The organism is Pseudoruegeria sp. SK021, from assembly GCF_002119405.1.
Taxonomy (GTDB): Bacteria; Pseudomonadota; Alphaproteobacteria; order Rhodobacterales; family Rhodobacteraceae; genus Meridianimarinicoccus.
This window is the reverse complement of the sequence record NZ_MTBG01000079.1, coordinates 1-3,783: the sequence shown is the minus strand read 5'-3', so window position 1 is coordinate 3,783 and position 3,783 is coordinate 1. Positions and strand designations below refer to the sequence as shown.

General features: G+C 60.0%; 3 protein-coding genes and 2 pseudogenes. 4 read left to right on the top strand and 1 reads right to left on the bottom strand.

Annotated features, from left to right (window positions below; all coding sequences use genetic code 11):
* Window positions 1-222: transposase (locus BV911_RS18505; protein WP_205963916.1), on the top strand; the 222-nt coding region annotated here is incomplete at its 5' end.
* A 43-nt stretch (window positions 223-265) separates the two neighbouring features.
* Here the strand turns inward: BV911_RS18505 and BV911_RS18500 are convergent.
* Entirely contained in the window at window positions 266-697 is a 432-nt protein-coding gene (locus BV911_RS18500; RefSeq protein WP_240512369.1) for a helix-turn-helix domain-containing protein, read from the bottom strand.
* Window positions 698-850: 153 nt separating this feature from the next.
* On the opposite strand from BV911_RS18500, the gene BV911_RS18495 reads away from it, so the two are divergent.
* The 3 genes and pseudogenes from BV911_RS18495 to BV911_RS20155 form a co-directional block, all read left to right on the top strand.
* Window positions 851-1,720 carry a tyrosine-type recombinase/integrase gene (locus tag BV911_RS18495; protein ID WP_086055021.1) on the top strand — a complete coding sequence of 290 codons (870 nt, stop codon included), beginning with the start codon at window positions 851-853 and terminating at the stop codon, window positions 1,718-1,720.
* An 8-nt stretch (window positions 1,721-1,728) separates the two neighbouring features.
* Window positions 1,729-2,866 (top strand): annotated as a pseudogene (locus tag BV911_RS20160) (IS91 family transposase).
* Between the two features lie 411 nt (window positions 2,867-3,277).
* Window positions 3,278-3,660, top strand: a pseudogene (locus BV911_RS20155) (IS5 family transposase); the annotation flags it as partial.
* Between the last annotated feature and the right edge of the window lie 123 nt (window positions 3,661-3,783).

Sequence of the window (3,783 nt, the reverse complement as noted above, 5' to 3'; positions counted from 1 at the left end):
GATGCACTGCGGGCGCATGGATGCTGGTTCCTTTTCCTGCCGCCATACTCGCCTGACCTTAATCCCATCGAACAGGCATTCTCCAAGCTGAAAGCCCATCTTCGCCGGATCGGGGCTAGGACATTCACCGACGTGTTCGACGCCATCGGAAAAATCTGCGATCTATACGACCCTCAAGAATGCTGGAACTACTTCAAGGCCGCCGGATATGTTTCAGGTTAAAACAGAAACGCTTTAGGCCTGCGCGCAGCGATCTCCTGCAACCCTATGCGCACCGCCTCGCTCTCCAGCGCTTCGACCGGAATTTTCCAAGGGGCAGAGTACATAATATGGGTCGCCGGCAGAACCCCTTCGGCGTCGTCTCCAGCGTGCGTTTGATGACGTCGGCCACTTGCTCATCGGATACGGTGCGTGGACGACCCGCGCGGTACTCGTCGGACAACCCTTCAAGGCGGTGTTCGGCAAACCGTCGCCGCCACTTGCCGACAGTATGTTCGGAATGGCCCAGTTCGGTAGCGATCTTCTTGCTGGTCAGGCCACCGGCGCATCTCAGAACGATCCGGCACCTGTCCGATAGCGATCGCGCTGCCCTGTGCTTGCGCAACTGGGCTTCCAGAGACCCGCGCTCCTCATCGCCAAGTTCAATCGAAACCGATGCCCGACCTCGCACACCGCCCCCCCAAAATCTGCCTCTCATCAATGATGGCAAATTCGGTTCCAGATGACTAGGGCCTGTGGACATTCAGGATTGAACTAACCCGCTGACGCGGGAAAGGCGTTGGTATTGGCTGTAATGGTCTCCTGGTTGAGGTTTGGTTCCTCGACCAACCCTCAACCAGGAGACCATCCCATGACTGACACCACGGCAGCGGTGCGCCCGCTGCGTCGTCGTATGATCGACGACATGAGCCTGCGCAACCTGTCACCCGCAACGCAGCGCTCTTACATTCACGCAGTTAAGCGGTTCAGCCAGTTCCATGGCCGATCACCCGACCAACTGGGCCTTGAGGATGTGCGCGCCTTCCAAGTGTATCTCGTATCGCAGGGGGTTTCTTGGGGCGCACTGAACCAGACGGTGTGCGCGTTGCGCTTCTTTTACGGCGTCACGCTGGATCGGGCAGAGATCCCGGAGCGGATCGTCTATGCGCGCAGACCGCGCAAGCTGCCAGAAATTCTAAGCGCCGAGGAAGTGGTACGCTTCCTGGAAGCGGTCCCGTCGCTGAAAGCACGCACGGCCTTAACCACAGCCTATACTGCGCGGTTCCGCGCCTCGGAGGCCGTGAGCCTCAAGGTGGCGGATATCGACAGCGGCCGAATGGTCATTCAGGTTCGTCATGGCAAAGGCGCGAAGGACCGCACGGTTATGCTGTCGCCGCCGTTGCTGGGCATCCTGCGGACCTACTGGCGATCGACCCGCCCCCAGGATTGGCTGTTCCCCGGGCGCGGCGACAAGCCGATCGACGTACAGGTGCTCCATGCGGCCTGCCGATCTGCAACCAAGGCGGCGGGGTTGGTCAAGAAAGTCAGCGTGCATACGCTGCGCCACAGCTTCGCGACCCATCTGCTCGAAAGCGGCACGGATATCCGGATCATCCAGGTGCTGTTGGGGCACAGCAACCTCTCGACCACCGCTCGATATACGCATGTCGCAGCGACGACGATCTCCAGGACGCAGAGTCCCTTCGACCGCCTGACGCTGGAGGTGGTGCCGCCGAACTGAGTGCCGCGATGCGCTCCGAACTGGAGGTGGCGGACATTTTTCGCCGCCATGGCCATGCTTACCGGAGTGCCAATGACGGCCATATCGGTCGCGTGGAACGTCGCGTCATGTCGGCGGTCGAGCTTTGTCGGACCGCAGCGCTCGGCGGCCATGTCGAAGTCTGCGAGGACTGTGCGCATGGCCGTGTCGTCTAAAACTCTTGCCGCAACCGGCATTGCCCAAAATGCCAAAGTGGCGCGCGTGGACGGTGGCTTGCCGACCGTCAGGCTGATCTGCTGCCCGTGTCCTATTTCCACGTCGTGTTCACAGTGCCGACCGAAGTCGCCGAGATCGCCTTTCACAACAAGGCGGTCGTCTACGCGATCCTGTTCGATGCCGCCGCAGCGACGCTCAAGACCATTGCCGCCGATCCCAAGCACCTCGGCGGCAAGACCGGATTCCTGGCCATTCTTCACACATGGGGTCAGGCGCTCACCCATCATCCCCACATTCATTGCCTCGTTCCAGGCGGCGCTCTCTCTCCTGACGGACGCTGGCTCAGCTCCCGGCCGAACTTCTTTCTGCCCATCCGAGTCCTCTCACGCCTGTTTCGGCGGCTGTTCCTCGAACGACTTCAGGCGGCACATGCGGGTGGACGACTACGCTTCTCGGGCGCACTCGATAGGCTTGGTGATGCCGAAGTCTTCATGGCCACGACCCGGCAGCTACGTCGCAAGAACTGGGTCGTCTAATCGAAGCCTCCGTTCGGGTCGCCCGAACATGTCCTCACCTATCTCGGCCGCTACACTCACCGAGTTGCCATCGCCAACAGCCGTCTGGTCAGCGCCAACGAGACCAGCGTAACTTTCCGCTGGCGTGATTATCGTCACGGCAACGCGGCCAAGCTGATGTCGCTCGAACCGCACGAGTTTATCCGCCACTATGGGGTTCCTCGCCAATGGCTGTCGCCGGACCCGGATCGCAATCATTCGACGGCTACTGGCCACGACAAAGCCAGAGCCGATCGCCGCAACCGGCGAGACGACCAGCTCATTCCCGCGCTTTGACCCAACCGTCTGTCCGTGCTGCGGCGGCATTCTGCGCATCACCGCCACCCTGCCGCGATGGCGTATCGGGCCGTCACGGCCACAACCAGATACCTCATGATCATGGAATGTCGCCCCCGTAATGATCGTATCAACGTCACGACATCAGCGTCGATGGACGTAGGGAAACCCCTTGGCCGAGACCTTGCCGACTGGTCCGAAGTGTCAATTTCCTGCGCCAAGATCGCCCGAAAATGCCGAAAGGCGCGTCAATCATCTCGCACAGCGATGACGGTGATGCCTCGCCCTCACCGATATCGCGGCATTGCATCTACCCAGGCCGCCCATCTGGAACGGGCCTCGCGACATTAATCCCATTGCGCGCGCCTGCGTCGGCGGGTTAGCTCAATCCGGCTTCAATGAGGTCGCGGACAGCGCCAGACCCCACCTTCAGCGCCGCGAGACCTCACAGAACCCTCCAGATTTCCATTGGGCCTGATTTATGATTCAAACTTCCAAAATGGAGGTTTGAATAAACGAGCAACGGTTTGTGGTGTCGGACATCTTGTGGCAGCGGCTTGAGCCGCATCTTCCGGGTAAGGTCAGTGATGCTGGAGTCACTGCAAGGGACAATCGCATGTTTCTGGAAGCGGTCTTCTGGAGGGTGCGCACTGGGTCGCCCTAGCGCGACCTGCCGCCTGCCTTTGGTCACTGGAACAGCCAGTTCCGGCGGTTTCGTCGGTGGGCCAGCGCCGGAGTATTCGAGAGTCTTTTCAAAGCTATGAGCGAAGACGTCGACCTCGAATACGCGCTTATCGATGGAACCATCGTTCAGGTCCACCAAAAGGCAGCCGGCGCAAAAGGGGGGCTCAACATCAGGCCATTGGGCGCTCACGTGGCGGATTAACGACTAGAGCGTTTCTGGAAAACCCTGAATCGGTGGTTTCAATAGGGTCGTGTTTGTGATTCATCGTATTTTGGAGGACGGATCATGTCAGCACCTTTGCCATCTGCGCTTCGGGCGCGGTTTAAGAGTTA

What these genes read in the sequence shown, in the direction of transcription:
- BV911_RS18500 (WP_240512369.1), bottom strand. Translation starts at nt 697, where the DNA reads ATGAGAGGCAGATTTTGGGGGGGCGGTGTGCGAGGTCGGGCATCGGTT.
- BV911_RS18495 (WP_086055021.1), top strand. Translation starts at nt 851, where the DNA reads ATGACTGACACCACGGCAGCGGTGCGCCCGCTGCGTCGTCGTATGATC.